This is a genomic window from Meridianimarinicoccus marinus, assembly GCF_040689105.1.
Lineage (GTDB): Bacteria > Pseudomonadota > Alphaproteobacteria > Rhodobacterales > Rhodobacteraceae > Meridianimarinicoccus > Meridianimarinicoccus marinus.
In genome coordinates, this window is the sequence record NZ_JBFBVU010000003.1 from 16,639 (window position 1) to 42,136 (window position 25,498).

Annotated in this window: 23 protein-coding genes; 11 read left to right on the plus strand and 12 right to left on the minus strand. The window is 66.7% G+C overall.

Going from position 1 to position 25,498, the window contains the following annotated elements; all coding sequences use genetic code 11:
- Positions 1-25 precede the first annotated feature (25 nt).
- The 5 genes from AB0T83_RS03535 (at position 26) to AB0T83_RS03555 (ending at position 6,067) form a co-directional block, all read left to right on the plus strand.
- Positions 26-1,138, plus strand: a complete 1,113-nt coding sequence (locus AB0T83_RS03535) for an extracellular solute-binding protein (protein WP_366191615.1) — start codon at positions 26-28, stop codon at positions 1,136-1,138.
- A 67-nt stretch (positions 1,139-1,205) separates the two neighbouring features.
- On the plus strand, positions 1,206-1,496 hold the full coding sequence (locus AB0T83_RS03540) for a DUF1330 domain-containing protein (RefSeq protein ID WP_366191616.1): 291 nt from the start codon (positions 1,206-1,208) through the stop codon (positions 1,494-1,496).
- Positions 1,493-3,166 carry an ABC transporter permease gene (locus AB0T83_RS03545; RefSeq protein WP_366191618.1) on the plus strand — a complete coding sequence of 558 codons (1,674 nt, stop codon included), beginning with the start codon at positions 1,493-1,495 and terminating at the stop codon, positions 3,164-3,166. Before AB0T83_RS03540 ends, AB0T83_RS03545 begins: the two co-directional genes overlap by 4 nt.
- A 3-nt stretch (positions 3,167-3,169) precedes the next feature.
- Positions 3,170-4,348 carry an ABC transporter permease gene (locus tag AB0T83_RS03550; protein WP_366191619.1) on the plus strand — a complete coding sequence of 393 codons (1,179 nt, stop codon included), beginning with the start codon at positions 3,170-3,172 and terminating at the stop codon, positions 4,346-4,348.
- 177 nt (positions 4,349-4,525) lie between these two features.
- Positions 4,526-6,067, plus strand: coding sequence for a helicase HerA-like domain-containing protein (locus AB0T83_RS03555; RefSeq protein WP_366191621.1), 1,542 nt, complete (start codon positions 4,526-4,528; stop codon positions 6,065-6,067).
- 124 nt (positions 6,068-6,191) lie between these two features.
- Here AB0T83_RS03555 and AB0T83_RS03560 read toward each other — a convergent pair whose 3' ends face one another.
- On the minus strand, positions 6,192-6,854 hold the full coding sequence (locus tag AB0T83_RS03560) for a DUF1523 family protein (RefSeq protein WP_366191915.1): 663 nt from the start codon (positions 6,852-6,854) through the stop codon (positions 6,192-6,194).
- 192 nt (positions 6,855-7,046) lie between these two features.
- Here AB0T83_RS03560 and AB0T83_RS03565 point away from each other — a divergent pair, with 192 nt between their 5' ends.
- Positions 7,047-8,045, plus strand: coding sequence for a P1 family peptidase (locus AB0T83_RS03565; protein ID WP_366191623.1), 999 nt, complete (start codon positions 7,047-7,049; stop codon positions 8,043-8,045).
- A gap of 45 nt (positions 8,046-8,090) precedes the next feature.
- On the plus strand, positions 8,091-8,657 hold the full coding sequence (locus AB0T83_RS03570) for a hypothetical protein (RefSeq protein WP_366191625.1): 567 nt from the start codon (positions 8,091-8,093) through the stop codon (positions 8,655-8,657).
- On the opposite strand, the gene AB0T83_RS03575 is transcribed toward AB0T83_RS03570, so the two are convergent.
- The gene (locus tag AB0T83_RS03575; protein ID WP_366191627.1) at positions 8,647-9,447 is read right to left on the minus strand and encodes a hormone-sensitive lipase; all 801 of its coding nucleotides are present in this window, start codon (positions 9,445-9,447) and stop codon (positions 8,647-8,649) included. The two genes, AB0T83_RS03570 and AB0T83_RS03575, sit on opposite strands and share 11 nt — an antisense overlap.
- A 155-nt stretch (positions 9,448-9,602) precedes the next feature.
- Here AB0T83_RS03575 and AB0T83_RS03580 point away from each other — a divergent pair, with 155 nt between their 5' ends.
- Complete coding sequence (locus AB0T83_RS03580) at positions 9,603-9,992, plus strand: hypothetical protein (protein ID WP_366191629.1); 390 nt, start codon at positions 9,603-9,605, stop codon at positions 9,990-9,992.
- An 18-nt stretch (positions 9,993-10,010) separates the two neighbouring features.
- Here the strand turns inward: AB0T83_RS03580 and AB0T83_RS03585 are convergent, their stop codons facing one another.
- From AB0T83_RS03585 to AB0T83_RS03595, 3 genes are all read right to left on the minus strand, one after another.
- Positions 10,011-11,405 (minus strand): GntP family permease, encoded by a 1,395-nt coding sequence (locus tag AB0T83_RS03585; RefSeq protein ID WP_366191631.1) that lies wholly within the window; start codon positions 11,403-11,405, stop codon positions 10,011-10,013.
- 150 nt (positions 11,406-11,555) lie between these two features.
- Complete coding sequence (locus AB0T83_RS03590) at positions 11,556-12,017, minus strand: Hsp20 family protein (RefSeq protein ID WP_366191633.1); 462 nt, start codon at positions 12,015-12,017, stop codon at positions 11,556-11,558.
- A gap of 117 nt (positions 12,018-12,134) precedes the next feature.
- Positions 12,135-12,908: a trypsin-like serine peptidase gene (locus tag AB0T83_RS03595; protein WP_366191635.1), complete on the minus strand. Its 774-nt coding sequence runs from the start codon at positions 12,906-12,908 to the stop codon at positions 12,135-12,137.
- Between the two features lie 243 nt (positions 12,909-13,151).
- Here AB0T83_RS03595 and AB0T83_RS03600 point away from each other — a divergent pair, with 243 nt between their 5' ends.
- Both AB0T83_RS03600 and AB0T83_RS03605 read left to right on the plus strand, forming a co-directional pair.
- The gene (locus AB0T83_RS03600) at positions 13,152-13,862 is read left to right on the plus strand and encodes a DUF599 domain-containing protein (RefSeq protein ID WP_366191637.1); all 711 of its coding nucleotides are present in this window, start codon (positions 13,152-13,154) and stop codon (positions 13,860-13,862) included.
- Positions 13,863-13,905: 43 nt separating this feature from the next.
- The gene (locus tag AB0T83_RS03605; RefSeq protein ID WP_366191639.1) at positions 13,906-14,262 is read left to right on the plus strand and encodes a hypothetical protein; all 357 of its coding nucleotides are present in this window, start codon (positions 13,906-13,908) and stop codon (positions 14,260-14,262) included.
- On the opposite strand, the gene AB0T83_RS03610 is transcribed toward AB0T83_RS03605, so the two are convergent.
- Genes AB0T83_RS03610 through AB0T83_RS03625 form a run of 4 tightly spaced genes read right to left on the minus strand, consistent with a single transcriptional unit; the run spans position 14,240 to position 21,017 of the window.
- Complete coding sequence (locus AB0T83_RS03610; RefSeq protein WP_366191641.1) at positions 14,240-16,330, minus strand: hypothetical protein; 2,091 nt, start codon at positions 16,328-16,330, stop codon at positions 14,240-14,242. The two genes, AB0T83_RS03605 and AB0T83_RS03610, sit on opposite strands and share 23 nt — an antisense overlap.
- Complete coding sequence (locus AB0T83_RS03615; protein WP_366191643.1) at positions 16,331-19,117, minus strand: DUF4159 domain-containing protein; 2,787 nt, start codon at positions 19,115-19,117, stop codon at positions 16,331-16,333.
- A complete protein-coding gene (locus AB0T83_RS03620; RefSeq protein ID WP_366191645.1) occupies positions 19,117-20,013 on the minus strand; it encodes a DUF58 domain-containing protein in 897 nt (298 codons plus the stop codon). Before AB0T83_RS03620 ends, AB0T83_RS03615 begins: the two co-directional genes overlap by 1 nt.
- A complete protein-coding gene (locus AB0T83_RS03625) occupies positions 20,010-21,017 on the minus strand; it encodes an AAA family ATPase (RefSeq protein ID WP_366191647.1) in 1,008 nt (335 codons plus the stop codon). Before AB0T83_RS03625 ends, AB0T83_RS03620 begins: the two co-directional genes overlap by 4 nt.
- A 70-nt stretch (positions 21,018-21,087) precedes the next feature.
- Between AB0T83_RS03625 and AB0T83_RS03630 the strand changes: the two genes are divergently transcribed.
- A complete protein-coding gene (locus AB0T83_RS03630; protein WP_366191649.1) occupies positions 21,088-21,681 on the plus strand; it encodes a DUF1285 domain-containing protein in 594 nt (197 codons plus the stop codon).
- A gap of 47 nt (positions 21,682-21,728) precedes the next feature.
- On the opposite strand, the gene AB0T83_RS03635 is transcribed toward AB0T83_RS03630, so the two are convergent.
- The 3 genes from AB0T83_RS03635 to polA are packed head-to-tail and all read right to left on the minus strand — an operon-like array spanning position 21,729 to position 25,428.
- A complete protein-coding gene (locus AB0T83_RS03635; protein WP_366191651.1) occupies positions 21,729-22,316 on the minus strand; it encodes a DedA family protein in 588 nt (195 codons plus the stop codon).
- Positions 22,316-22,645 (minus strand): hypothetical protein, encoded by a 330-nt coding sequence (locus tag AB0T83_RS03640; RefSeq protein ID WP_366191653.1) that lies wholly within the window; start codon positions 22,643-22,645, stop codon positions 22,316-22,318. Before AB0T83_RS03640 ends, AB0T83_RS03635 begins: the two co-directional genes overlap by 1 nt.
- The gene (gene polA / locus AB0T83_RS03645; RefSeq protein ID WP_366191655.1) at positions 22,642-25,428 is read right to left on the minus strand and encodes a DNA polymerase I; all 2,787 of its coding nucleotides are present in this window, start codon (positions 25,426-25,428) and stop codon (positions 22,642-22,644) included. Before polA ends, AB0T83_RS03640 begins: the two co-directional genes overlap by 4 nt.
- Between the last annotated feature and the right edge of the window lie 70 nt (positions 25,429-25,498).

The window sequence follows — 25,498 nt, forward strand, 5'->3', positions numbered from 1 at the left end:
CCAACACCCAAGGGGAGTATCCTATATGAAACTGTTGACCACGTTTCTCACCAGCAGCGCGATAATAACCGCGGGCAGCGCCTTTGCGGATGACCACATGGCATCCGACATGACCATCGTGTCCTGGGGCGGCGCCTATCAGGCCAGCCAGCAGAAGGCCTATACCGAGCCTTACATGGCCGCCAATGATGGCGTTTCGGTCACCTGGGACGAAAGCTCGAACGAGGCCGTGTCCAAGCTGCGCGCCATGAACGAAGCCGGCAATGTGACCTGGGATCTTGTCGACGTCGAAGGCCCCGACAGCCAGCGCCTGTGCGACGAAGGTCTGGCGATGGAGGTTGATTTCGACGATCTTCTCGCCGAAGGCGACGATGGCACCGAGGTTGAGGACGACTTCGGCCCGACGCTGATCAACGACTGCTTCATCCCGCAGATCGTGTTCTCGACCACCTTCGGCTATCGGACCGATGTCGCCGAGTGGAACGGGAAAACCCCGACCAGCCTGTGCGACGTGTTCGATCTTGAGAACTTCCCGGGCAAACGCTCGCTTGAAAAACGTCCCAAGAAGAACCTGGAATGGGCGCTTCTCTGCGACGGCGTGGCCAAGGACGACCTCTATGACACCCTGGAAACCCCCGAGGGCGTCGAGCAGGCACTGGCGAAACTGGACACCATCAAGGACGAGGTGATCTGGTGGTCGTCGGGCGCCGACACGCCGCAACTGCTGGCTGACGGCGAGATCGTCATGGGCTCGACCTACAACGGTCGCCTGTTCAGCGTGATCGAAGAGCAGAAGCAGCCGGTCGCGATGCTGTGGGACTGGCAGGTCTTCGATTTCGACGGCTGGATCATCCCGGCGGATCTTCCCGAAGAGCGTCTGGCCCGCGTGACCGATTTCCTGCACTACGCGACCGACACCCAGCGTCTGGCCGATCAGGCGAAATACATCTCTTACGGTCCCGCCCGCGCCTCGTCGCAGCCGCTTGTGTCGACCCATGCCGAACTGGGTATCGAGATGGCACCGCATATGCCCACCAACCCGGCCAACCAGAAGAATTTCCTGGTGAACAACATCGAATGGTGGGCCGACAACCAGGATGACGTGGAAGCCCGCTTCCAGGCCTGGCTGGCGAAGTAATCGCCCGCATGCATATCGGACAGGGCCTTCGGGCCCTGTTCTTCCAAAGCCGGAAAGGAGATCTCCCATGTCCAAGGGATATTGGATCGTCCATATCAAGGTCACCGACCCGGCCCCGTATCCGGATTATGTGCGCAAGGCCCAGCCCGTGATCGAGGCGTTCGGCGGCACATACCTGGTGCGCGGCGGCGACAGCGATGTGCCCGAAGGCGAGGCACGCCCCCGCCATGTGGTCGTCGCCTTCCCCGATCTGGCCACCGCGCGCGCCTGCTATCACAGCCCGGAATACCAGGACGCAGCCGCCATCCGGCAGAGTTGCGCCGAAACAGATTTCACAATTGTCGAGGGATACGCATGAGCGACGCAACCCAGACAGGCCGTGTTCTTTCTGCGGACGGAACCCCCCTGAAAAAGAGCCTGAACCGCGCCCTTCGTGTTCAGAAACTGCGGGCGCTGGCGCTGATCGCGCCGCTTCTGATCTTCGTGCTTGTGACCTTCATTGCGCCGATCACCGACATGCTGTTCCGCTCGGTGGAAAACCAGATCGTCTCGGACACTCTGCCGCGCACGGTGGCGGCCCTGAAGGACTGGGACCCCGACAGCGGCGAGGTTCCCGGCGACCCGGCGTTCGAGGCGCTCTACAAGGACTTGTTCATCGCCCAGGAACTGAAGATCCACAGCCGTCTCGGCAGCCGCCTGAACTACGAAAAGGTTGGCATGTCGTCGCTGTTCCGCAAAAGCGGGCGGGCCGTGGAAAAGATGGGCGATCTTTATGTCGACCAGTTCGAAGACCTGAACGACGCTTGGGGCGAAGAAACCACCTGGGTCGCGCTGATGGCCAGCCCCGCCTATGGGCAGGCCGCCACCGACTGGCTGGCCAAGCAGGATGCCGCCAAACAGGCCGGGCAACGGTTTTCCACGCCGCCTCCGGCGTTTGAACTGGCCCCCGGCATCGCCGATCTGCTGCCTGAGACCGCAGAGGCCTTCAGCCAGTTCGCCGATTTCATGCGCACCGAGGAAGAAGAAACGGCGCTGGATGACGAACCCTGGACCTCGGTCTACAGCGCGCTCTACCGCGATCTGATGGCCGCCCCCGAGGCCGCGATTGCCGCCTATTCCGGTCCCCAGGCCGATCTGCTGCAGGAAGCCCGGACCGCGGTGCCCGACTTCGAAAGCGCCAGCCGGAAGGCACAATTCCTCGAGGCCGACGAGGATTGGGGAGATGTTTCCGTCTGGCAGACCATTCGTGTCTATTCCCCGCGCTACACGCCGGGCTATTTCCTCAACGCGGTGGACAAGCAGCTTGGCCCGGACGGGATCACCGACCAGCCCGAGACGCAGCAGATCTACCTGATGCTGTTCAAGCGCACGCTGTTCATGTCGCTGGTGATCACCGCCAGTTGCATCCTGCTGGGCTATCCGGTGGCGTGGCTGCTGGCCAACCTGAGGATGCGCACGGCGAACCTGCTGATGATCCTGGTGCTGCTGCCGTTCTGGACATCGCTGCTGGTGCGCACCTCGGCGTGGAAGGTCATGCTGCAACAGCAAGGCGTCATCAACGACGTGCTGGTCTGGCTGGGTCTGGTGGATGACGCCAACCGGCTGATCATGATCAACAACCAGTTCGGCACCATCGTGGCCATGACCCACATCCTGCTGCCCTTCATGATCCTGCCGCTCTACTCGGTGATGCAGACCATCAACCCCAGCTACCTGCGTGCCGCCAAATCGCTGGGCGCGACCAATTGGACGGCCTTCTGGCGGGTCTATTTCCCGCAGTCGGTGCCGGGCATCGGCGCAGGCTCGATCCTCGTCTTCATCCTGGCCATCGGCTACTACATCACGCCCGAGATCGTCGGCGGTACCACCGGGACGTTCATCTCGAACCGGATCGCCTATCATATTTCCAGCTCGCTGAACTGGGGTCTGGGGGCCGCACTTGGCGCGATCCTGCTGGCCGCGGTGCTGATCCTGTACTGGGCCTATGATCGCATCGTCGGCATCGACAACGTGAAACTGGGGGGCTGATCCATGGCAACCATCATTGATCTGAAACCGCAGCCCTTCAGTTTTGTCGGCCCCATCGTCGGCGCCTTCGGTGCGCTGGCGGGGCTGTTCGTGGGCACGGCGCAGGGCTCGGGCCTTTTGGGCGTGGTGCTGGGCGCCGCTCTGATGGCCGGCATGGCCTTCGCGCTGATGCATCTGAAACTGCCGCGCCGGTCGGTGCGGCTGGGACTGGTGGTGATCTTCGCCGCCATCGGCCTGATCGCCGGCAGCACCATGGGCGGGATCATCGGCGCCCTGGCGGGGTGGTTCTTCGGCAGCCTGACCTTCTGGCTGGCGGACGGCCGCTATCGCGCCGGGCTGGCGCCCTATCTGACCCCCGGACAGGTGCTGTGGCATTATACCTTCCGGGTCATATGCGGGGCGATCTTCGCGTTCCTGATCACGCCGATCATCGTGGTGATGCCGCTCAGCTTCAATGCCGAGGATTTCTTCACCTTCACCCCCGAGATGCTGGCCCTGAAGCCCGAAGGCTATTCGCTGAAGCACTATCAGGACTTCTTCACCAATTCGGACTGGCAATCGGCGCTGTGGAATTCTCTGACCATCGCGCCGGTCGCGACCCTGCTGTCGGTCAGCTTCGGCACGCTGGCCGCCATCGGCCTCAGCCAGCCGCATGTGCCAGGACGCCGGGCCATCATGGCGATCCTGATTTCGCCGATGATCGTGCCGCTGATCATCTCGGCGGCGGGGATGTATTTCTTCTATTCGCGCATCGGCCTGCAAGGCACCTACATGGGCGTGGTGCTGGCCCATGCGGCACTGGGCATTCCCTTCGTCATCATCACGGTGACGGCCACGCTGGTGGGTTTCGACAACTCGTTGACGCGCGCGGCGGCCAACATGGGCGCCAACCCGGTGACCACCTTCTTCCGGGTGCAGATGCCGCTGATCCTGCCGGGCGTAATCTCGGGCGGGCTGTTCGCCTTCATCACCTCCTTCGACGAGGTCGTGGTGGTGCTCTTCGTGGGCTCGGCCGGGCAGAAGACCCTGCCGTGGCAGATGTTCATCGGCCTGCGCGAACAGATCAGCCCGACGATCCTTGCGGTGGCGACGCTGCTGGTGGGGATCTCCGTAGCCCTTCTGGCCACGCTCGAGATCCTGCGCCGCCGGTCTGAACGGCTGCGCGGCATGAGCCCGGGCTGAAGGCCTCCCGCCAGAGACGAATGCATCGAACCGCGGCCCCCCTTGGCCGCGGTTTCTCTTTGCGCAGGTCTCGCCCAACCCGACGGAACTCCCGGCCATCCTTGCGCACGCCCCCCCCTCTGCCCTTGCCGCATCGCCCGCCCGCCGACATGATCGGGCCAAAAGAGGGAGCAGAACATGTCAGGCATTTTCATCGGCGGCGGCGGCAGCGACTACCGCACACCGCAGGTTCTGAAACTGGATCTGGCCAATCGTCACGGGCTGATCGCGGGCGCCACCGGCACCGGCAAGACGGTGACCATGCAGATCCTCGCCGAGGGGTTCTCCGCCGCCGGTGTCCCGGTGTTCATGGCCGATGTGAAAGGCGACGTCAGCGGCCTTGGCAAGCCGGGCGCAGCCAGTGACCGCATCACGGCGCGCGCGGCCCAGATCGGGCTTGCGGACTATGCCCCCGCCGCCTGCCCGGTCGTGTTCTGGGACATCTTTGGCCAGTCCGGCCACCCGGTGCGCACCACGGTGACCGAGCTTGGGCCGCTGCTTCTGGCCCGCATGCTCGACCTGACCGACGTTCAGGAAGGGGTTCTGAACATCGCCTTCCGCATCTGCGACGATCAGGGGATGGCGCTGCTGGACCTCGACGACCTGCGGGCGGTGCTGAACTGGATCGGCGACAACACCGAGGCGGTGCAACAGTCCTATGGCCATGTGGCCCGCGCCTCGCTGGGCGCGGTGCAGCGGGCGCTGCTGGTGCTGGAAAACCAGGGCGTGCGCGGGTTTCTGGGCGAACCGGCGCTGCAACTGTCGGACCTGATGACCACTGACGCCCAGGGGCGCGGCCAGGTCAACATCCTGATGGCCGACACGCTGATCACCACCCCGCGCCTCTACGCCATGTTCCTGCTCTGGCTGCTGTCGGAACTGTTTGAAGAGCTGCCCGAGGTCGGCAACCCCGACAAGCCGAAGCTCGTCTTCTTCTTCGACGAGGCGCATCTGCTGTTCGACACCGCTCCGAAAAGCCTGCTGCAACGGATCGAACAGGTGGTCCGGCTGGTGCGCTCAAAAGGGGTGGGCGTCTATTTCGTCAGCCAACTGCCCGATGACATCCCCGAGGACGTGCTGTCGCAACTGGGCAACCGCATCCAGCACGCCCTGCGCGCCTTCACCCCGCGCGATGCAAAGGCACTGAAAACCGCCGCCGAGACCTTTCGGCCCAACCCCGCCTTCGATACCGCGACGGCGATCCAGCAGGTCGGCACCGGCGAGGCCGTGGTGTCGCTGCTGGAGGACAAGGCCATCCCCGGCATGGTGGACCGCGTCCTGATCCGCCCGCCCGCCAGCCAGATGGGACCGCTGACCGAAGACGAACGCCGCGCGCTGATCACAGCCTCCCCGCTGGGCCGTCGCTATGACACCGCCGTCGACCGGCGTTCCGCCCATGAAATCCTTGCCGACCGTGCGGCGGCCAAGACCCCCCAAAGCACCTCCCGGGACGAGCTGAAGGCCACCTTCGACACTTTCAACCGCCCGTCACACAGCGCCCGACCCTCACCGGGCCGCGCCACGCGCTACACCGGGAAGAACTCGCCCGGAAAAAGCGAAAGCGGCTCCATGGCCTCGACCCTGGGCGAGGCCTTCGCGACAACCATGGTCCAGCAACTGTCCACCCGTCGCGGCCGCCGCATGGTGCGCGGCCTCCTTGGCAGCCTTCTGAAACGCTAGGCAGCAAGCATCGCTCCCTGCCCCGGATTTTTCTTGTCCCAAATACTCAATCCGCCGCGCAGCGGCGCGCGGCCCAACGCCTTTGGCCCGCAAGGGCCGCAGGGGGCGGGAGTTTCACCCGGCCTCAGCCGCCGAAGGTCTCCACCCACCATTCGCGGAACTTCTCGCGCCGGCCACGGAACCGGCGGCCTGCTGCATCCATATGGTCATCCGCCGCATCGAAGGCGCTGGCCACATCCTCGACCACCGGATCCACCCGGTTGGTCCAGAACCGCTTCAGAAATGCCCGGATCACCAGCACCAGCGCCGCAAGCCCGGTCAGCACAAGGATGTTGAACACCGGGATCACGCGATGATCGGGTCCGGGCACTTCCTTCAGGCTCAGCACATTGGGAAAGACCGACAGCAACTGGTTGCGCCAGCCATAGGATTTCACAAGGATCCAGCGCGGCGCATCCTGGGTCGAGGTCAGATCCGCGGCCCGTGCCTGCAGGTCGGCGGAATTGAACTTCATGTAGGGCGGCCAGCCCCAGCCGGTGTCCTCGTTGCGGAACACCTTGGTGCGGCCGCTGTCCCGCACCCCCGAGATGAATTTCACATCCCGGTTGCCCGCCGTCACCGCGCCCGGCTCGGACGAGCCCCAGAACAGCGACCCTTCGCCGACCTCGACGCGCCGGACCTCGGTCTCGACGATGCGCAGGGTGTCGTGGCGGGGCAGCGTGTAATGCAGGAACCCGCCCAGCAACAGGACCACGAGGCCCCAGAATATCCATTTCACGTAGACCATGGTCACTCTCGTTGACTTGAGAAAAGTATGTGGGTTCGCAAGGCCGCGCAAACAAGCCGCCCCACGGTTCGGGCCACCATAGGCGAGAGCAGCCGGGCTCACAAACCCTGCCGCATCGCGGAAGGTCGCAGGGCGGGGTTGACCCGCACCGCCGCAGGCCCGAGCCTGCAAGGGCAGCGCAGGAGAAACATCATGCCCACCGGCCCCCGCAATCTGATCACCGATGTTGCCGGGTTCCGGGTCGGCAACGCGCAGGATCCCCGCCTGAAATCCGGCGCCACGGTCCTGACAGCCGACGCCCCTTTCACCGCCGCCGTGCATGTGATGGGCGGCGCGCCCGGTACCACCGACACCGACTTGCTGGCCCCTGACAAGCTGGTGCAGCAGGTGGATGCGCTGGTGCTTTCCGGCGGGTCTGCCTTGGGTCTTGGCGCGGTCGATGGCGTCCGCCAGGCGCTACGGGCCGCCGGGCGCGGGTTCGAGGTCGGCGGCCAGCGCGTGCCCATCGTGCCCGGCGCCATCCTGTTCGACCTGCTGAACGGCGGCGACAAGGGGTGGGTGGCCTCTCCCTACCCCGATCTGGGTCAACAGGCGCTGGCGGCAGCGGTCATGGATTTCGCGCTCGGGTCGGTGGGCGCGGGATGCGGCGCCACCACCGCCACGCTGAAAGGCGGGCTGGGTTCGGCCTCGGTCCGGGTCGGCCCCTTTACCGTCGGCGCCCTGGTGGCGGTCAACGCGCTGGGGGCGGCGAATGTGCATCCGCACCGGCAGTTCTGGGCCGCCCCCTTCGAGGTGGGCGACGAATTCGGCGGCGCAGGCATCTGCCCGCATCCGGCCCCGGACCCGGCGCCGCGCAAGGACACGCAGCCCGGCGCCAGCACCACCATCGCCATTGTCGCCACCGATGCCGATCTGACACAGGCACAGGCCACCCGGCTGGCCACCTGCGCCCATGACGGGTTGGCACGGGCCCTGTTCCCCTCGCACACGCTGCTGGACGGCGATCTGGTCTTTGCTGCCGCTTCGGGCGCGCACCCGCTGCCCGACGACGATCTGACCCCACTTCTGGATCTGGGGCACGCGGCGGCCACCTGCATGGCCCGCGCAATCGCGCGCGGAGTTTTCCATGCCCGCCCGGAACCGGGGGATATCCTGCCCTGCTGGCGATCTCTGGTTGAACAGTCCGGCTGATCGCGCCACCCTGTCCTCAGATGATGTCCACGAGGTCGAGACCCCATGTTCCGCTTCCCCACCCGTACCGCGCTTTGCCTGCTGCTGACCACAACGCCCGCACTGGCCGACGATGTGACCGACACGCTGGACGCCGCCCGCGCCGCCTATGACGACGGCAACATCACCGCCGCGATCGAGGAACTGGCCTATGCCCAAAGCCTGCTGCAGGCCATGCGCACCGACGGGCTGGCCGCCTTTCTGCCCGAAGCCTCCGAGGGCTGGACCCGCGAGGTCAGCACCGAGATGAGCGGCGCACTGGCCTTCACCGGCGGCGGCACCGGGGCCGAGGCGACCTACAGCAATGGCGACCAAAGCTTCTCGATCACCCTGCTGGCCGACAGCCCGATGATGATGGCGATGGCGCCAATGCTGGCCAACCCGATGCTGGCCACCGCCTCGGGCGGCAAGCTGCACCGGATGGGCAGCGTCAAGGTGCTGGAAACCGACGGACAACTGATGACGCTGGTGGCCAACCGCTTCCTGATCCAGGCCGAGGGCGCCAGCACCGACGTGATGATGCCGATGCTGGAAAGCATGGATCTGGACGGGCTGGCCGGCTTCAACCCGTAAACAGGCTTTCGGTCAGCGGGCTGTCCGGCTCTGCCAGCCCGTGGATCACGTCCAGATGATGACAGCCCGGCGCAATCCGGTGCCCGCCCCCCCAGGCGCGGGCCAGATCCTCGGCCTGTTGCAGGAACACCGGGCGTTCATGCTCGGCGGCCCAGATCGTCACCGCAAGGCCCGGCGCGGGTCGGCGCAGGATCGGGCTTTCAGCCTCGGCCTCGACGGCATCCAGATGCAGATCGGCGTTCAGCGGCGTTTGCAGCAAGGGGCGTAAATCACCCAGCGGCGAGATCGGCACCACCCGCTGCACTCGGTCCTGTAGCACCGCTGACAAAGGGCCGTTCGCCTCGGCCATGCGCGCCACCAGATGCCCGCCCGCGGAATGACCCGCCAGGATCATCGGCCCCGCCGGCACCCGTGCCGCCGCCGTGGCGATGGCCCGCGCCACATGCTGCGTGATCTCGGAAATGCGCACCTCGGGCACCAGCGGGTAGGAGGGCATTGCCACCGCCCAGCCCCGCGCCACCGCCCCGCGCGAGAAATGCGAGAAATCGCTGCGGTCAAAGCGCCGCCAATAGCCGCCGTGCACGAAGACGACCAGCCCCTCGGGCCGTCCGGCCGGCAGGAACAGGTCATAGCGGGCCCGTGGATGATCCCCGTAGGGCAGGTTCAGCATGGCCCGCCCGATCGACGCCTCGACCGCCCGGTGATCCGCCGCATCCTCGGTCCAGCCCTCGATCACCGCATCAGCCTGCGGGATATAGGCGGTGATCTCATAGGCGGTGCGCATGTCCATCGGAGAGCCTTTCGTGTCGCAATCGCGCCAGATTGGCCTTGTGGCGCAGGGCGGTCAACCGGTGCCACCTGAAATGCCCTGTGCGGCAGGTGGTACTGTTGACGTGGGGTCATGCGCATTGAAGGATATGCTTGTTGATTTGAAAGGAAAACCTCATGAACACGTCATTTGCCGCCGCACTCGCCTGCCTTGCCATTTCGGCCGCACCCGCCCTTGCAGGCGGCTGCCCCGCGAACGCCCCCAAGATGGGCTGGAACATCCAGTCCGGGGACCAGCGCGTCAGCGGCGATTACCTGCAGAATCTGCTGACCGGCAAGAAGGTGAAATACGGCAGCGAGGGCACCGAAGTATACAAGACCGATGGCTCCTACGCCTATCTGGCTGGCGGCAAGAGCTATGCCGCACCGGCCTTCCGGTTCTATGCCAACGGCACGCGCTGCATCGACTATTCCAGCCCGCGCTTCGACCTTTACGTGGTCCGCGACAAGAAGCTGGTCCTGCTGAACGCACAGGGCAACCGTCTGGCAGGACAAGTCACCAAATAGGCGGCAGGGGCGTCGGCCCTAGACCGACCCGAACAGGCTGCCCAGAACGATCACGGTAATCAGCGCCACCACCGGTACCGCCACGGCGACGACGAAGATGTCCACATAGCTTTTCTTGTGGGTCAGGCTGGTGATCGCCAACAGTGTGATGACGGCGCCATTGTGCGGCAGGCAGTCGAAACCGCCCGAGGACAGGGCCGCGACCCGGTGCAGCAGTTCGGGGCTGACATTGGCCAGTTCGGCCAGTTCCAGATAGGTCGATCCCAGCGCCTCCAGCGCGATGCTCATGCCGCCCGAGGCCGAGCCTGTGATCCCCGCCAGGGCATTCACCGCAATGGCCAGCGACACCAGCGGCACCTCCGGCATGATCCCGGTGACCCCGTTCTTGATCAGCGCGAAAGCGGGCAGCGAGGCGATGACGGTGCCATAGCCGACCTCGGACGCAGTGTTGAAGATCGGCAGGAACGAGCCGTTGACCCCCTGCGTGATCGTCGTATTCAGCGTCCCTGAAAACCGCTTCCAGTTCAGCCCGATCAGCACGAGGATCGAAGCGGTGAGCGCGGTGATGATCGCCCACAGCCCGCGCACGTCATCGATCACGATACCGCCGTAGATCTCCTCGGCCAGATAGGAGAAATCCATCGCCGGGTAGACAAAGCGCGACAGGATCAGGTTCAGACCGATAACCACGAAGATCGGCAGGATCGCGGCCCAGAACGGCGGGTCGTTGTCCTCGACCGTCGGCGGCAGGGCTGCGATGGCGGAATACTGGTCCTCCTCGCCATAACCCAGCCCGGCGGCGCGGGCGCGGCCGATACGCATGTTCAGCCAGGCGACGCCGCCCGTGAACATGATCACCGCGGCCAGCAGCCCCAGGATCGGCGCGGCGAAGGCATCGGTGCCGAAATAGGGCGCCGGAATCGCGTTCTGGATCGCCGGGGTGCCGGGCAGCGCCGTCATGGTGAAGGTGAACGAGCCGAGCGCGATGGTGGCGGGGATGAATTTCTTGGGATAATCCGCCCGCGCGAACAGTGCCGCCGCGATGGGATAGACCGCGAAGGCCACCACGAACAGCGAGACCCCGCCATAGGTCAGCACCCCGCAGGCCAGAACCACGGCCAGGGCCGCCTGTTTCTGCCCGACCTTTTCGACGATCCATTCGGCGATGACACGGGCGCTGCCCGACACCTCCATCAGCTTGCCGAAGATCGCGCCCAGCAGGAACAGGGGGAAGAACTTGATGACATAGCCGCCAAGCGCCTCCATGAAGACCTGCGTATAGGTGGCCAGGATCGGCGCACCGCCTGACAGACCTGCGGCCAGCAGCGACAGCACCGGCGCCAGGATCAGCACGCTGATTCCGCGATAGGCCAAATACATCAAGAGAATTAGAGAAATGAGAATGCCGAGCATGGTGAAACTCCTGTACCGCGCTCAGATTAGCGGGCGGGCAGGATCAGGGGCGAGCGAATTGTGCAGCTGCGGCAATCCGGCCTGCCTGAACGCGAAAAGGCCCGCGCCGAAGCGCGGGCCAGTGTGCGAATGCGATGTACGCGGCTGGTCTTAGTTGACCGGCCGGGCCTCGCCTGCTGCGTCCCGAACACCATTGGTGATCTCGATCCGGCGCGGTTTCAGGGCCTCGGGCACTTCGCGGGTCAGGTCGATGTGCAACATGCCGTCCTGATGCGAGGCGGCAGTCACGCGCACATGATCGGCCAGATGGAACCGGCGCTCGAAGGCGCGGGTGGCGATGCCGCGATGCAGATAGGTGCGATTGGTGTCTTCCGGCGCTTTCTTGGCCGAAACCAGAAGCGCGTTTTCCCGCAGTTCCACCGAAAGCTCATCCTCGGTGAAGCCGGCCACGGCGATCGAGATGCGCCAGGCGTCATCGGCGGTCTTTTCGATGTTGTAGGGCGGATAGCTGGGCTGGCTGACATCCGATGCCAGAACCCGATCCATCAGGTCCGCCACCTGGTCGAAACCGACGGTGGCACGGTAAAGCGGTGCAAGGTCAAAATTGCGCATGGGTCATCCTCCATTGAGCGACAACGATGTTGTGCGGCCTCCAAAGGACGGCCGCGGTCAGAAACGGGCCCCGACTGGCGACCCGATGATCCAGATTTAGGAACTGTCAGATGGGGTTCAAGACCCGTCGCGCACCGGATTCAGCATCACCACATCGGTGGCGTCCATCTGGCGGCGCAGGATGTCCAGCCGCCGCGCGCCGGCATCAACGGCCAGAACCGTGCCGCGCAGCATCGGTGCCTTCTGCCGCGCCATCACCGCCGAGGCCACGGCCACGACCTGCGGCTTGCCCTTGACCAGCTGCACCACCGGCGCGCCCGAGACCCCCGGAACGCCGTCGCAACTGGTATAGATCACCGCCCCGACCCGGTTCTTCAGGTGGCAATCCCGCTCGATCGAGGGGATCTGGGCGCGGTCTAGCCCGTAAGACAGGGTGTGCAGGCTGAGATCCGGTTGCACGCCGCGTCCGGTGGAGATCGGGGTGATCGTGGCCGGCAAAGGTGCCGCCAGCCGTATCAAGGCAATGTCGCGATCCACCGTCCGCATAGAGCGGTTGTAGCCCGGCATCAGCACGATCTCGCGGCCCAAACCATGGGCGGCATAAGTACCCGCCCGGAACCCGGCCAGAAAATGGACCCGCTCGGGGCGCACAGGTTTGCCCGTGCGCTTGTCCACAACGCAATGCGCCGCCGTCAGGATCAGATCGGCCCCGACCGCCGTCGCGGTGCAAAAGCCGATGCCGGTGACATTCAGCCGCCCGATGGCCTGCCAGCGGTTCTGTTCCTGCACGGTCAGCATTTCGCGGCTGCCCCTGGTGTCCTTGGCCGAAACCGGGGCCGTGGTCGCCATCAGCACAAGGCCGAACAGGATGGGTACGAAGATGCGGATCATGCGGTTAACTATGCCATGCCTGAAAAGATGTGTCTTGGGTGGAATGCGGCGACTCGGTCAGTAAAGTCGGCAAATTTCGGGCCGTGTCCGAAAATCATGCTTAACATTTCGCGCTTTGCCCGGACGATTGTCACGAATTTCCCCCGGGGGGCCAAACGCAGGCCCGGTTGCGGTTGCACGCCTCGACCCTCAGTCTGTATGGCAGGATCAGTCGCGGCCAGTCCGCAAAACCGGAGGTCTGCCTTGGATCGCATCATGATCCCCGCCCAACTGGGCCTGCTGAACTGGCTGGACGCGGTCGCGCTGCTCTTGCTGCTGGTGGCATGGCAGGGGGTGGGGGTGTTGATCGAACATCCGCCGCGCCGCTTTCCCTCGGTGTCGGTGCTGATGACGCGCTACCGGCGGATCTGGATGAGCCATGTCATCACCCGCGAGCCACGGGTGTTCGATTCGATGATCGTCGGCAGCCTGCGGCAAGGCACGGCCTTTTTCGCCTCGACCGCCATGATCGCCCTGGGCGGCGGGCTGGCGCTGGTCGGCAATATCGAACGGCTGACGACGCTGGCCTCGGAACTTTCGCTGGCCGAAAGCTCGAAAGTGGTTCTGGAAATGAAGCTGATCCTGATCCTGCTGCTGGTGGTCAACGCCTTCCTGAAATTCGTCTGGGCCAACCGCATCTTCGGCTATTGCGCGGTGATGCTGGGCACGATCCCCAACGAGGTTGACGATCCCGTCGGCCCGCACCGCTGCCAGCAAGCGGCCGAGTTGAACATCACGGCGGCCAAGGCGTTCAACCGTGGACTGCGGTCGATCTATTTCGCCATGGGCGCGCTGGCCTGGCTGGTGGGCGCCCTGCCGCTGATCCTGACCACGCTGCTGACGGTGGCGGTGGTCCTGCGCCGAGAATTCGGCTCCCAGACCCGCGACGTGCTGCTGCAAGGCATCGATGACTGAACTGTGAGCGGTGGCGGCGGCCATCCTGTGCCAGACTGCGCCCATGACACGATTTGCATTGCTTTTGACCTTCATTGCCGCCGCCCCGGCCCTGGCCGATCTGCCCGAGGTCGTGGACGCAAGCGCCACCGCCACCGGCCAGACCTGGCGCATCGACGTGACCCTGCGCCACCCCGACACCGGATGGGACCACTATGCCGACGGGTGGGAGGTTCTGACCCCCGACGGGCAGGTGCTCGGATATCGCGAGTTGCTGCATCCGCACGTACAGGAACAGCCCTTCACCCGCAGCCTGAGCGGCGTCGCGATCCCGGCGGACCTGAACGAAGTGCGGATCCGCGCCCATTGCCAGACCGATGGCTGGGGGCCTGCGGAGTTTACGCTGACCTTGCCACGCTGACCCGGCGACGGCCTTCCCACAGCCACGCGCCGATCAGGAAAGCCGCGACCAGCCCCAGCCAGGCCCAGCCTGGCAGGAAGGGGCGCACGGTGATGTCGGTGGTGCGATAGGCCTCGCGCGGGGTGATGCCCAGCCAGCCACGCCCGGCGGCGGGACGTCCCGGACGCACGGCGCGCAGGTCCGGCACCCCGGCCTCGATCCGACGCACCCCGCCGCCCGATCCGGCGATCAAGGGGTCCAGAAATTCGCCGCTGGCAATGGTCTGCTCGAATTCGCGCGGGGCCGAGGGGCCAAGGGCCGCCACCGCCTCGCGCTCCCCGTCGCTGACACGGTACAGGCCGATGCCCGCCCCTTCCAGCCGCGCCTCGAACCGGCCCGGCGCCACCTGCTCCGGCTCCAGCGTCAGGGTGGTGCCATCGGGCCGGGTCACCTCGAAGGCGCCCGGCGCCTCGCCCAGCGTGCGGCGGGTGAGGATCAGGGTGCCGTCCTGTCCGTCGGCCACCAGCGCCTCTTCCTCAAGCTCGGGTTCCTTCATCATCCAGTGCGCCAACCGCCGCAGCAGTTCCAACTGAGGCCCGCCGCCTTCGAAGCCCCGGCTCCACAGCCAGGCCTGATCCGAGGCCAGCAGCGCCACGCGGCCCTCGCCAACCCGGTCCAGCAGCAGCAGCGGACGGCCCTCGGCCCCGGTCATCACGGTTTCGGCGTCCGGATAGGGCGTCACGTCGATCAGCCGGAACCAGCGCCCCCAGGGCGGCGGGTCGCCGGGGGCGGTGCCGGCGTCCAGCGCCTCGGTCACCGGATGCTTGCGGCCCAGATCGGTGATCGTGGGATGGAACCCCTGCTCCAGAACCTGCGCCGTCGGTTCCGCCGGCAGCACCTCGGCCAGCGGCGAATGGAACAGGCTGACGGCCGAGGCAAAATCCGGCCCCGCCGCGACCAGCACCGCGCCGCCCTGTTCGACATAGTTGCGGATATTGTCCAGGTAGAGCGCCGGCAGGATGCCCCGCCGCTTGTAGCGGTCGAAGATGATCAGGTCGAACTCGTCAATCTTGTCCAGGAACAACTCGCGCGTCGGGAAAGCGATCAGCGACAGTTCCGTCACCGGCACCCCGTCCTGCTTTTCCGGCGGGCGCAGGATGGTGAAATGCACCAGGTCGACCGAGCTGTCGGATTTCAGCAGGTTGCGCCAGGTCCGCTCGCCCGCATGGGGTTCGCCCGACACCAGCAGCACCCGCAGCCGGTCGCGCACCCCGTTGATGCGCACCACGGCGGCGTTGTTGCGGTCGGTCAACTCGCCCACGGAGGGGGCCGTGGCAAAGCGGATCACGTTCATGCCGCCGTGCGGCAGATCCACCGGCACGGTGATGTCGCGGCCCACGGGCACGGTCACCCGGCGCGCCTCGGCGCCATCGATGCTGATGTCCAATTCGGCGCGGCCCTGCAACTCGGGCGGCACTGCGCCCTGATCCTCCAGCCGCAGGGTCAGCGACACCGGTTCGCCCATGATCGCGAAGGAGGGCGCGTTGGTGACCACCAGCCGCCGGTCCCAGTCCTGCGCCTCGCCGGTCAGCAGCAGGTGCAGCGGGGCGGGCAGGTCGGGGGCGCGCGGCAGATCGTGCAACTGGCCATCGGACAGCAGCAGCATCCCGGCGACGCGGGCGCGCGGCTCGTCGGCAAGGGCCTCGGACAGGGCGGTCATCAGCAGGCTGCCCTCGTTGCCCGGCCCGTCGCCCAGCCGCAGGATGCGCAACTCGGTGTTGGGCAGTTGCGCCACTTCGGCCTCGACACGCGCCTGCGCGGCCTCGGTCTGCGCGGGGCGCACGCCGATCCGCTGGCTCGCGCTTTCGTCGATCACGAGAATGACGATGTCCGACAGGGCGGCGCGGTTCTCGATCTGCACCGAGGGGTTGGCCAGCGCCGCCAGCACCAGCAGCCCGGCGGCGCCGCGCAGCGCCCAGCCGGTCAGCCCGCGCCAGAAGGCGACACCGATGGCCACCGCCAGAACCACGGCCAGTATCGCCAGCAAGACGGGCGCGATCAGCGGGTCATAGAGGATCTCGCGTGTCATCTATTGTCCCAACCGATCCAGCAGCGCAGGCACATGCACCTGATCGGATTTGTAGTTGCCGGTCAGCACATGCATCACCAGGTTGATGCCAAAGCGATAGGCCATCTCGCGCTGCCGCTCTCCGGCATAACCGCGCCCGACGGGGAACATCTTGCGGCCCTGATCGTCCATCGCCCAGGCCGCGGCCCAATCATTGCTGCCGATCACCACCGGGGTCACCCCGTCGTTGAGATTGCGGAACGGCATGCCCTCGACCTGCTCGGCATCGGGGGGGGCCGCCTCGACCCACAGCGGGCCGCGGGCATGGCGGCCGGGAAAGTCCTGCAGCAGATAGAAGGTGCGGGTCAGCACGTGATCCTCGGGCACCGGTTCCAGCGGCGGGATGTCCAGCGGTCGGGCCAGATCCTGCAACTTGCGGGTGTTCGCGGTCTCGCTGCCCATGGCGGCCAGATCGGCGTCGCGGGTGTCGAACAGGATCATCCCGCCGCCGCGCAGATAGCGGTTCAGCCGGGCATAGGCCTCGGACGAGGGGCGCGGCTGATCCGGCGTCACAGGCCAGTAGAGCACCGGGAAGAAGGCCAGTTCATCGGTCTCCAGATCTACGGCCACCGGCGGGCCCGGTTCGATCGAGGTGCGGGCGAACAGGGTGCGCGACAACCCGTGCAGTCCGGCGCGGGCGGTGTCGTCCACCGCCGAGTTGCCGGTCACCACATGGCCCAGGACAACCTCGCTGGTGACCCGGATGGCATAGGCGTCATCCACGACCAGCGGGTCGGCGTCCTGCGCCTGCAGAGGGTCGGGCGCGGACAGGGTGAGCGCCGCCAGCAGCACCATCGCGGCACCGGCCCGGCGCAGGCCCAGCAGGCCCGACAGCAGTAGCGAGGCCACCACATCGGCCACCATCAGACCCAGTGCCAGCACCAGAAGCGGTCCCGCCAGCCGGGTTTCGCGGGCGACCTCCAGCCCCTCCACCGGCACCCCTGCGGGCCAGATCGCCGGGGCAAGCTCGGTTTCGGCGCCGATCACATTGATCGCCCGCCGCTGATCGTCCGAGGCGTAAAGCCCCGGCGGCAGCGCCGGTCCCACCGAAGATGCCAGCAGGGTCGCGCCGTCGAGACCTTCGGACATGCCTGCCGGGGACAGCACCCCGAAGGCATCCAGATGCTCCACCGCCTGCCAGGTGGTGCCGGCCAGATCCTCGGCGGTTTCGGTGCCCACCCGCGCGGCCACCGACAGCCGTTCCAGCATCTGCACGAACAGGCCCGACAGCGGCAGCGTCGACCATTCGGCATTGGCGGTGACGTGGAACAACACGATCTGCCCGGCGCCCAGACGCTGGCGGGTGACCAGCGGGGTGCCGTCGGCCAGCGCGGCGATGACCCGTTCGGGCAGGTCGGGATCGGGCTGCGCCAGCACCTGCGAGGTCACGGTGACCTCGGCAGGGATGTCCAACCCGTAGAAGGGGCTGGTCTCGGGGAAGGGGCGCAACGCCTTCGGCTCGCCCCAGCTCATGGCGCCGCCCACCGTGCGCCCCCCGGCGCGCAGCCGCACCGGCAGCAGGGCTGCCGCGTCGTCATCGCCCAGATCCGCCGCCGCCAGACGTGGCCCGGCAAAGCGCAGCAGCAGGCCGCCCCGGTCGATCCAACCGGCGATCTCCTCGGTCTCGGCCCCGGTCAGCCGCGCCACATCAGCCAGCACGATCACATCGGGGTTGGCTTGAAAAATGTCGGCGATGGCGCCGTCGATCAGGTCGGCATTGGGTTCCAGCGCCTGTTCCAGATAATGCAGCGGCGACAGCAGTTGCAGGCCCTCGCGATCCTCGCGGCCCGCGATCAGGGCGATCTCGCGGCGGCGCAGGGCGTCGTCGGTCAGACTGACCGCCCCAGCCGAGCGGCCGCCGGTGATCTCGAACCGGGTGATGCGGTTGCGCAGTTCCGCCGGCAGCGACAACGACAGCTCGGCCTGACGGGCGCCGGGGGCAAAGCTGGCCTCGGCCTGGGCCAGCATCCGCTCGGCCCCGGTGGGATCCAGACCCATGGCCGCCACAGGCACTTGCAACGCGCCGCTGTCGCGGGCGCGCAGGGCGGTGATTTCGATCAGCCCGTCGACATAGACTGGCGGACGCAGCGCCAGCACCGCGCGCGGGCTTTCGAAGATCCGCACGCCGCCCTTGTCCTGCAAGGCGGCCAGAGCCTCGTCGCGTCCCGCGCGGGCCAGCCCGTCCGACAGCCACAGCGTGTCGAAACCGTCCGGTTGCGCGCGTGTCCAGCTTGCCAGTTCTGCCGGATCGGCGGCCCAGGGGGCGGGCGCAAGGCTGGCCAGCCGGGATCGCCACGCGTCAGCCGCCTGAAACTCGGCCACGCCTGCCGGCAGATCGGTGGTCACGGCGATGGAGACCGGGCGCGCGGTGCGGCTGGCCTCGCCCAAAGCCGCCTCGACCCGGTCGATCCGGGCCGCCCAGTCGCGGGCATCGGCCCAGGTGCCATCCAACAGGATCAGCAATGGACTCCGGCCCGGTTCTGCCGTCGCGCGCGGGTTCAGGATCGGTCCGGCGAAGGCCAGGATCACCGCCGCCACCGCCAGCATCCGCAACAGCAGCAGCCACCACGGGGTGCGGTCGCTTTGGCTTTCGTCGTCGCGCAGGCCCAGCAGCAGCATGACGCCGGGAAACCGCCGCCGCCGCGGCGCGGGCGGCACCGCGCGCAGGATCAGCCACAGCACCGGCAGCACCGCCAGCGCGGTCAGCACCCAGGGCGCGGCAAAGGCGATGGGCCCCAGAACCAGCATCAGCGCCGCCGTTCCAGCGCGCCGTAAAGCCACAGCAGCGCCGTTTGCGCGCTGTCGCCGGTGTGATGGGTCAGCATCTGCCAGCCGGTGATGCGGGCCAGCTCGGCCAGCCGCGCCTTGCGCTCTGCCATCCGGTCCAGATAGCGGTCGCGCAATCCGCCCGCTTCCAGCGTTTCATGGCGCAGCCCGCCGCCCATGCTTTCGAACACGGTGCGGCCATCGTAGGGAAAGGCCTCTTCCGCCGGGTCCAGCACCTGCAGCAGCGCGCCGCGCACGCCCAGGTCGGCGGCTTCGGTCAGGGCGGCTTCGACCTCGACCAGCGGGCCCATGAAATCCGAGATGAACAGCGCCCGCGACTTGGGCAGGATGCCGCGCACGTCCGGTGCGCCGAAATCCTCGCGCGCATCGGGTGCGCCCAACAGGCCGTCGGCGATGCGCAGAAGCTGGATGTCGCCGCGCCGGGGCGGTACCGCCTGCCCGGTCAGACCGACACGCTCGCCGCCGCGCAACAGCAGGATGGCGATGGCCATGGCCAGCATCCGCGCCCGGTCGCCCTTGGGCGGATGCGTCCCCGAGGTGAACTCCATCGACTGCGATCCATCGACCCAGAGCACCACCGATTGCGCCGCCTGCCATTCCTTTTCGCGCACGTACAGCATGTCCGACCGGGCCGAGCGGCGCCAGTCGATCAGCCGCGCCTCGTCATTGGCCATGGCGGGACGGTACTGCCAGAATTCCTCGCCCATGCCGGCGCGGCGGCGGCCGTGATCGCCCAGAAGCATGGTCGAGGCCAGATGTTCGGCATTCGCCAGCAGCGGTGGCAGCGGCGCGGCCAGGGCCTCGCCATCGCGGCGCAGGCCCGACCGGGCCGTGGAAGACGCGGGGTCAGAGGTCACGCAGCCGCCTCGGTCCGGGTGACGGCGGCGGCGACCTGATCGATCAGCGGCGCCAGTCCCTCGCCCCGGGCGCGGGCGGCAAAGGTCAGCTGCATCCGGTGGATCAGCACCGGGCGCGCCATGCGGGCAACATCATCGGCGGTGGGCACAAGCCGCCCTTCCAGCAGCGCCTGCGCGCGCACCATCAGCATCAACGCCTGCGCCGCGCGCGGACCGGGGCCCCAGCTGACGCTTTCGCGCACCGCCGCCGGGGCGTCGGGATCGTCGGGGCGGCAGGCCCGCACCAGATCGAGGATGGTTTCCACCACCGCCTCGCCCACCGGCATCCGCCGCAGCACGGTCTGGGCCGCGATCAGGTCTTCGCCGGTGAACACCTGATGGCTTTGCGCATCCTCAAGCCCGGTGGTGGCGAGCAGGATCTCGCGCTCGGTATCGCGGTCGGGATTGTTCACGTCGATCTGCACCAGAAAGCGGTCAAGCTGGGCTTCGGGCAGCGGATAGGTGCCCTCCTGCTCGATCGGGTTCTGGGTCGCCAGAACGTGGAAAGGCGGCGGCAGGGCATGGGGCTGCCCGGCGATGGTCACGGATTTCTCCTGCATCGCCTGCAGCAGCGCCGACTGGGTGCGCGGGCTGGCGCGGTTGATCTCGTCGGCCATCAGAAGCTGGCAGAACACCGGCCCTTCGAGGAACCGGAAGGCGCGGGTGCCGTCGGCGGCGGTTTCCAGAACCTCCGAGCCCAGAATATCTGCCGGCATCAGGTCGGGGGTGAACTGGATCCGGGCGGAATCCATGCCCATGACCGTCGACAGCGTTTCGATCAGACGGGTCTTGCCCAGCCCCGGCAGGCCGATCAGCAAGCCATGGCCACCGCTGAGCAGGGCGGAAAGGGTCAGGTCGACGACCCGCTCCTGCCCGATGAACCGCTGGGTGATCGAGGATTTGGCCTCCGCCAGCTTCTCGCCCAGGGCTTCGATTTCGGCCACAAGATCGGAAGCTTCGGTCATGACAAACTCCTTGCTGCGCTTATACTTCATTCAAGCCACATATCGCTGGCAACTCAAATGGCAAAAAACCATGTGCGCACAAAACATCGTGACACCGGATGCTGACAGCATCGTGAAGGCCGCGCAGGCGGCGACCGGCAAGGGGCCGCCCCCGGTGCATCTGTGGAACCCGCCGTTCTGCGGCGACCTGGACATGGAGATCCGCCGCGACGGCACCTGGTTCTACATGGGAACCCCCATCGGACGGCGGCCGCTGGTCAAGCTGTTCTCGTCGATCCTGAAGCTGGAAGGCGGCAAGTACTTCCTGGTCACCCCGGTGGAAAAGGTCGGCATCCGGGTCGAGGACGCGCCCTTCGTGGCGGTGGATTTCACCGTTGAGGGCGCGGGCCGCGAACAGATCCTGACCTTCGTGACCCATGTGGACGATGTGGTCAGCGCCGGCGCCGATCATCCCATCCGCGTGGTGCGCGATCCGCAGACCGGAGAGCCCTCTCCCTACGTCATGGTCCGCGCCGGGCTGGAGGCGCTGATCGACCGCAAGAGTTTCTACCGGCTGGTGGATCGGGCCGAGGTCGCGCCCCATGACGGGGCGGACTGGCTGGGCATCTGGTCGGGCGGGGTGTTCTTCCCGATCATCCCTGCGGCAGAGGTCGAACTGGACTGAACCGGGATTTCCACCGTGGCTCGGGGGGGGCGTCCGTCGGGGGTGTGTCAGCCTCGAGGCCGCCGCCAGATCAGCCAGCCCAGGCCCAGGGTCACCAACCCGGCAGCCAATACACCCGCGGTGCTGGTCGCGATCTCGGCAATCTGATCCAGCCGACCCGCGAAACTGGCGCCGAGGCTCACGTAGATGGTGACCCAGATGGATTCGCCAGCGACACTCCAGATCGAAAACACCCGCCACGGCAGCCCGCCCGCTCCGCCGACGAAATTGACGTAGGGACCCAGCGGGCTGAACAGCCAGCGGCTGAGAAACACCGACACCCCGCCCCAGCGCGCCAGCGCCGCACGGGCCCGGCCGACAACTGCGGCGCGGGAGGGACGCCGGCCCAGTCGGGTCACCAGACCGCTGCCGCCCCGCCGCCCGATCAGAAAGCCCGCCTGATCGCCCAGCACCGCGCCCAGCAAGGCACCCCCGCCCACATGGAGCAGGCTCAGGTCGCCGCTGGCCACGAACCCCCCGCCCGCCAGCATGATGAGCGAGGTGGGCACTGGCACTGCGAGGCAGGACAAGAAGGTTGTCAGCAGGATGACCCAAGCGCCATAGAGTGGAACCAGGGCGAGGAGATCGGCGCTCATCAGCGGACGGTTCCCTCCTGTATCCGTAAATCAAGGGTTCGGGACAGTTCGTCGAAGGTCACGCCCCGCGCCTGCGCAATTTCGCCCAAGGTGATCCGGCGCCCGCTGCCGTCCCGCGCCAGATCCAGCGCCTCGGCCACCGCCTCAGGCGGCACCTCGCGGATGCGGGCGACGTAGCGCGGGGTCATCCAGCTTTCCAGGCTGGCGCTCATGTCGGCCTGCCCGTCCCAGCCGATCAAGTGACGGGAGAGCTTGACGCCGAACATGAGGGTCAGCCCCAGCGCCACCACAAAGGCCAGCTTGAGCCAGGACCGGCCCTTCGGGGTCAATGGGCCTCAGCCCAGTTCTTGCCCTGACCGGCGTCCACCACCAGCGGCACGTCCAGCTTGACGGCGGGCATGGCGGCGTCTTCCATGATTTCGCGCACCCGGTCGATCAGCGCCGCCTCGGCGCCCTGATCCACTTCGAAGATCAATTCATCGTGGACCTGCAGCAGCATCTGCGCGGGCAGGCCCTCGATAGCGTCGGGCATGCGCACCATGGCGCGGCGGATCACGTCCGCCGCTGTGCCCTGAATGGGCGCGTTGATGGCGGCGCGCTTGGCAAAGCCGGCCTTGGGGCCCTTGGCGGTGATCTCGGGGGTGTGGATGCGGCGGCCGAACAGGGTTTCCACATGGCCGTGTTCCTTGGCGAAGGCGACCGTGTCGTCCATATAGGCGCGGATGCCCGGGAAGCGTTCGAAATAGCGGTCGATGAATCCCTGCGCCTCGGCGCGCGGAATACGCAGGTTGCGGGCCAGGCCGAAGCCCGAGATGCCGTAGATCACCCCGAAGTTGATGGCCTTGGCCTGACGGCGCACATCCGGGGTCATCTCTTCCAGCGGCACGTTGAACATTTCCGACGCGGTCAGCGCGTGGATGTCGAGCCCGTCGCGGAACGCCTGCTTCAGGCTCTCGATATCTGCCACATGGGCAAGGATGCGCAGCTCGATCTGGGAATAGTCGAGGCTGACCAGCGTGCGGCCTTCGGGGGCGACGAAGGCTTCGCGGATGCGGCGGCCCTCTTCGCTGCGGATCGGGATGTTCTGCAGGTTCGGGTCGGTGGAGGCCAGCCGCCCGGTGGCCGCCCCCGCAATCATATACGAGGTATGCACCCGGCCGGTGTCGGGGTTGATGTGTTCCTGCAGCGCGTCGGTGTAGGTCGATTTCAGCTTGGACAGCTGGCGCCAGTCCAGCACCCGGCGCGGCAGTTCGTGTTCTGTCGCCAGATCTTCCAGGATGTCGGCGCCAGTGGAATAGGCCCCAGTCTTGCCCTTCTTGCCACCGGGCAGGGACATCTTGTCGAACAGGATCTCGCCCAGCTGCTTGGGCGAGCCGACGTTGAAGCTTTGGCCGGCCAAGTCGTGGATCTCGGCCTCCAGCCCCGCCATTTTCTGGGCGAAGGCGTTGGACATGCGGCTGAGCGTGTCGCGGTCCACCTTGATGCCGGTCCGCTCCATCTGCGCCAGCACCGGGATCAGCGGGCGTTCCAGCGTTTCATAGACGGTGGTGACCCGGGACCGGTGCAGCCCCGGCTTCAGGTGATGCCACAGACGCAGGGTGATGTCGGCATCTTCGGCGGCATAGGGCGTGGCCTTGTCGATGGGCACGCGGTCAAAGGTGATGGCGGATTTGCCCGCCCCCAGCAGCGGCTTGATCGGGATCGGCTTGTGGTTCAGGTAACGGTCCGACAGGTAATCCATGCCATGCCCGTGCAGCCCGCCGTGCTGAGCGTAGGACAGCAGCATCGTATCATCGACCGGGGCCACGGTGATGCCGAGATTGGCGAAGATCTTGGCGTCGTACTTCATGTTCTGGCCGATTTTCAGGATCGATGGATCCTCCAGCACGGGCGTCAGCATCGCCAGAACCTCGTCCATCGGCATCTGCCCCTCGGCCAGATCGTCAGAACCGAACAGCCCGTCCTCGGCGCTGGCCTTGTGGGTGATCGGTATATAACAGGCCGACCCGGCCACCACCGCCAGCGAGATGCCCACCAGCTCGGCCCGCATTTCGTTCAATGAGGTGGTTTCGGTATCCACCGCCACCCAGCCACGGTCATAGATCAGGTCGATCCAGCGCTGCAGCGCCGCCGCGTCGCGGACGGTTTCGTAATTGGCAGCGTCGAAAGGGATGTCCTCGGCCGGGGCGGCGGGGCTGTCGACGGGCACCGCGATCTCGGGCTCATCGACACCCAGTTGCGTCGCAATGCGCTTGGTCAGGGTGCGGAATTCCATGGTTGCCAGGAAACTCAGCAGGGCCTCGGGATCGGGGTCGTGCACCTCGAGATCCTCAAGACCGAAATCCAGTTCCATGTCGCAATCCAGCTGCACCAGCCGCTTCGACATGCGAATCTGGTCGGCCTTCTCGATCAGGGTCTGGCGGCGCTTGGGCTGCTTGATCTCTTCGGCCCGCGCCAGCAGCGTTTCCAGATCGCCGAAGTCGTTGATCAGTTGCGCGGCGGTCTTGATGCCGATGCCCGGCGCGCCGGGCACGTTGTCGACACTGTCACCGGCCAGCGCCTGCACATCGACCACCCGGTCCGGGCCGACGCCGAACTTTGCCTCGACGCCCTCGACATCGATGCGGGCGTTCTTCATGGCGTCCAGCATCTCGACCCCGCCGCCCACCAGCTGCATCAGGTCCTTGTCGGAGCTGATGATGGTGACGCGGCCCCCGGCGTCGCGGGCGCGACAGGCCAGCGTGGCGATGATGTCGTCGGCCTCGAAGCCCTCGATCTCGTGGCAGGCGATGTTGAAGGCGCGGGTGGCCTCGCGCGTCAGCGGGAACTGGGGCACCAGATCCTCGGGCGCGGGCGGTCGGTTGGCCTTGTAGAGGTCGTAGATCTCGTTGCGGAAGCTCTTGCCGGAATGGTCGAAGATCACGGCGGCATGGGTGGGCGCATCCGGACCGGTGTTGGCCTCGACGTATTTGAACAGCATGTTGCAGAAGCCCGAGACCGCGCCGATGGGCAGCCCGTCGGACTTGCGCGTCAAGGGAGGCAGCGCGTGATAGGCGCGGAAGATGAAGGCCGATCCGTCGATCAGGTGAAGATGGTGACCTTTTCCGAACATGCCGCGCCTTGCCCCTGTCTGCCATTAGAATACCGTGTCCTCTGACCTATAGGAGCGGTGCGCCGCTGGC

What these genes read in the sequence shown, in the direction of transcription:
- AB0T83_RS03535 (WP_366191615.1), top strand. Translation starts at nt 26, where the DNA reads ATGAAACTGTTGACCACGTTTCTCACCAGCAGCGCGATAATAACCGCG.
- AB0T83_RS03540 (WP_366191616.1), top strand. Translation starts at nt 1,206, where the DNA reads ATGTCCAAGGGATATTGGATCGTCCATATCAAGGTCACCGACCCGGCC.
- AB0T83_RS03545 (WP_366191618.1), top strand. Translation starts at nt 1,493, where the DNA reads ATGAGCGACGCAACCCAGACAGGCCGTGTTCTTTCTGCGGACGGAACC.
- AB0T83_RS03550 (WP_366191619.1), top strand. Translation starts at nt 3,170, where the DNA reads ATGGCAACCATCATTGATCTGAAACCGCAGCCCTTCAGTTTTGTCGGC.
- AB0T83_RS03555 (WP_366191621.1), top strand. Translation starts at nt 4,526, where the DNA reads ATGTCAGGCATTTTCATCGGCGGCGGCGGCAGCGACTACCGCACACCG.
- AB0T83_RS03560 (WP_366191915.1), bottom strand. Translation starts at nt 6,854, where the DNA reads ATGGTCTACGTGAAATGGATATTCTGGGGCCTCGTGGTCCTGTTGCTG.
- AB0T83_RS03565 (WP_366191623.1), top strand. Translation starts at nt 7,047, where the DNA reads ATGCCCACCGGCCCCCGCAATCTGATCACCGATGTTGCCGGGTTCCGG.
- AB0T83_RS03570 (WP_366191625.1), top strand. Translation starts at nt 8,091, where the DNA reads ATGTTCCGCTTCCCCACCCGTACCGCGCTTTGCCTGCTGCTGACCACA.
- AB0T83_RS03575 (WP_366191627.1), bottom strand. Translation starts at nt 9,447, where the DNA reads ATGGACATGCGCACCGCCTATGAGATCACCGCCTATATCCCGCAGGCT.
- AB0T83_RS03580 (WP_366191629.1), top strand. Translation starts at nt 9,603, where the DNA reads ATGAACACGTCATTTGCCGCCGCACTCGCCTGCCTTGCCATTTCGGCC.
- AB0T83_RS03585 (WP_366191631.1), bottom strand. Translation starts at nt 11,405, where the DNA reads ATGCTCGGCATTCTCATTTCTCTAATTCTCTTGATGTATTTGGCCTAT.
- AB0T83_RS03590 (WP_366191633.1), bottom strand. Translation starts at nt 12,017, where the DNA reads ATGCGCAATTTTGACCTTGCACCGCTTTACCGTGCCACCGTCGGTTTC.
- AB0T83_RS03595 (WP_366191635.1), bottom strand. Translation starts at nt 12,908, where the DNA reads ATGATCCGCATCTTCGTACCCATCCTGTTCGGCCTTGTGCTGATGGCG.
- AB0T83_RS03605 (WP_366191639.1), top strand. Translation starts at nt 13,906, where the DNA reads ATGACACGATTTGCATTGCTTTTGACCTTCATTGCCGCCGCCCCGGCC.
- AB0T83_RS03610 (WP_366191641.1), bottom strand. Translation starts at nt 16,330, where the DNA reads ATGACACGCGAGATCCTCTATGACCCGCTGATCGCGCCCGTCTTGCTG.
- AB0T83_RS03615 (WP_366191643.1), bottom strand. Translation starts at nt 19,117, where the DNA reads ATGCTGGTTCTGGGGCCCATCGCCTTTGCCGCGCCCTGGGTGCTGACC.
- AB0T83_RS03625 (WP_366191647.1), bottom strand. Translation starts at nt 21,017, where the DNA reads ATGACCGAAGCTTCCGATCTTGTGGCCGAAATCGAAGCCCTGGGCGAG.
- AB0T83_RS03630 (WP_366191649.1), top strand. Translation starts at nt 21,088, where the DNA reads ATGTGCGCACAAAACATCGTGACACCGGATGCTGACAGCATCGTGAAG.
- AB0T83_RS03635 (WP_366191651.1), bottom strand. Translation starts at nt 22,316, where the DNA reads ATGAGCGCCGATCTCCTCGCCCTGGTTCCACTCTATGGCGCTTGGGTC.
- polA (WP_366191655.1), bottom strand. Translation starts at nt 25,428, where the DNA reads ATGTTCGGAAAAGGTCACCATCTTCACCTGATCGACGGATCGGCCTTC.